This window comes from Halobacillus sp. BBL2006, assembly GCF_000786645.1.
In the GTDB taxonomy this organism is placed as follows: Bacteria; Bacillota; Bacilli; order Bacillales; family Halobacillaceae; genus Halobacillus.
Genome location: NZ_JRNX01000493.1, coordinates 1 through 2,504 on the forward strand (window position 1 = coordinate 1; position 2,504 = coordinate 2,504).

Here is a 2,504-nt window from a genome sequence, read left to right on the forward strand (position 1 = left end):
CGTAGCAAGTCCCATAGCAAGTGGTGGAACCATTCCGCCAGCCATAGCAGCAGCGATAAACGTATAGTTATTGGCCTCTAAGGCTGCAATACCGAACGTATAAGCGGCCTTGTTTACAGGTCCCCCCATATCAACTGCCATCATGCCGCCGACAATAAGTCCGAGAAGGGCTAAGTTTGTACCGCTCATGCTGTCGAGCAGGTCGAACAACCATGTGTAAACACTTGTAAGAGCAGGGTTGATAAGTAACATAATCATTCCAGTTGCAAAAATAGCTAGAACTGGATAGAACAGAACCGTTTTTAATCCATCTAATACAGCAGGTAATCCCTCAAGAGCTTTCTTAATAGCTACTGTGATATAACCTGCTAAGAAACCGGCGATTAGTCCGCCTAAGAAACCAGAGCCGTTTCCAGCACCCTCAGCAGAGGTCTGAGTGATCGCAATGAGCCCGCCGACCATACCAGGAGCGAAACCAGGACGATCCGCAATACTAGAAGCAATGAAACCAGCTAGTACGGGAACAAGTAAGAAGAAGGCATTACCTCCGCCGATCGTGCTCAACATTTGAGCAAATTGGTTATCTGATTCTATCCCCCAGAAGAAGGAAATGGCAATTAGAATACCTCCACCGACAACGAACGGAAGCATATTGGACACACCGTTCATCAGGTGTTTATAAATACCTGTACGTTGGCCTTTTTCTTCAGAAGATTGTGATTGTGACTTGCCTCCGCCTTGATAAGTAGGCGCATCTTTGTTTATCGCTTTTTGAATCAATTCTTTCGGTTCGTGAATCGCTTTAGCCACAGGGACCTCAATGACAGGTTTACCGTGGAAGCCTTCCATTTCCACTTTCGTATCAGCTGCAACGATTATGGCATCAGCTTCTGCGATATCTTCTTTTGTCAAACGGTTTTTGATGCCGCCTGATCCATTCGTTTGAACTTTAATAGTAACGCCCATTTCTTTGGCTGTCGCTTTCAATTTATCTGCAGCCATAAACGTGTGGGCAATACCTGTAGGACAAGCTGTAACCGCAAGGATCTTACTTTCAGAACCGCTGTCGGTTTCTTCTTCTCCTTCTTCCTCAGCCTCTTTAGCATTGATTGCTTCAATCACATCGTCTTCAGTTTTTGCTTCTTCCAATTTTGTGCGGAAGTTATTGTCCATTAAAAAGGATGATAAACGAGACAATGTTTCTAAGTGAGCATTGTTGGCACCTTCAGAAGCTGCAATCATAAAGAATAAATTCGTCGGCTGTCCATCGAGAGATTCATAATCCACTCCTTCTTGAGAACGCCCAAATACGATGGCAGGATCTTTAACGGCACCTGTTTTAGCATGAGGAATCGCAATTCCTTCGCCGATTCCTGTTGTACTTTGTTGCTCACGGGCTTCTATCGCCTGTTTGAATTCGTCACGGTCATTTAATTTACCGGCTTGGTCCAATTTTCCAATCAACTCATCGATCGCTTCAGGTTTTGAAGAAGCGGTCATATTTAACAAAATCGTCTCTTTTGTCAATAATTCTGTTATTCTCATTTTTTATTTCCTCCTCATTCAATTGAAGAAATGGTGATCTGATCTAATAAATGATCTACATCTTGTGATTCACATAAATCATCGTTGAACGCCGTTGCACTTCCTGCAGCAACGCCATAACGAAAAGCGTCCTTAACCGTTGCACCTTTAGTCAATGCAGCTACAAATCCAGAAACTACAGAATCACCTGCACCTACGGAGTTTTTAACTGTGCCTTTAGGGACATTTGCAAAAAGGTTTTCTTTTTTTCCGACGTAGACGGCACCATCTCCACCCATGGAAATGATGACATGTTGGACTCCTTCGTCTACAAGTTTCCTGCCATATTGTGCAGCTTTTTCTTTTGAATCAATCGTAGTAGAGAAGAGGTCTCCGAGTTCATAATGATTCGGCTTTAAGAAAAAGAGCGGATGGCCGATCAGTTGTTTAAGCGCTTCCCCTGACGTATCTGCAACAAATTTCGTTCCGTTTTTATGACAAATATCAGCGATCGTATTATAAAAATTTGGCGGGAGAGAAGATGGAACGCTGCCAGCTAGCACTAACGTATCTTCCTCATTTAGTGAGCCAATTTGCTCAAGAAGGCTTTGCTGATGATCCTCGGTCAAATTAGGTCCAGGACCGTTTATTTCTGTCTCGTCCGAGCTTTTCAGCTTCACGTTGACTCTTGTGTTTTGTCCTGAATCTATAAACTGATGGCGAACGTTTTCCTCTGACAAAAAGCTTTTCACGAACTCTCCTGTAAACCCACCGATAAATCCTAATGCCGCTGTATCAACTCCAAGCCTTGACATGACACGCGAGACATTTATGCCTTTTCCACCTGGATAATAAAAAGTTTGCTGCGCCCGGTTTAACGCACCGGATTTGAACTCTTCTACGCTCATAATGTAATCGATTGAAGGGTTCAATGTACACGTATAGATCATGCTGTCACAACCTTTATGTTTGTTTTTTCT

Annotated in this window: 2 protein-coding genes; both read right to left on the reverse strand. The window is 43.3% G+C overall.

The features are described 5' to 3' along the window. Positions 1–1,545, reverse strand: a 1,545-nt coding sequence (locus LD39_RS14560) for a fructose-specific PTS transporter subunit EIIC (protein WP_035548598.1), incomplete at its 3' end; no start/stop codon positions are given. 14 nt (positions 1,546–1,559) lie between these two features. Next, a partial coding sequence (pfkB, locus tag LD39_RS14565) for a 1-phosphofructokinase (protein ID WP_369793254.1) occupies positions 1,560–2,504 on the reverse strand: 945 nt, incomplete at its 5' end.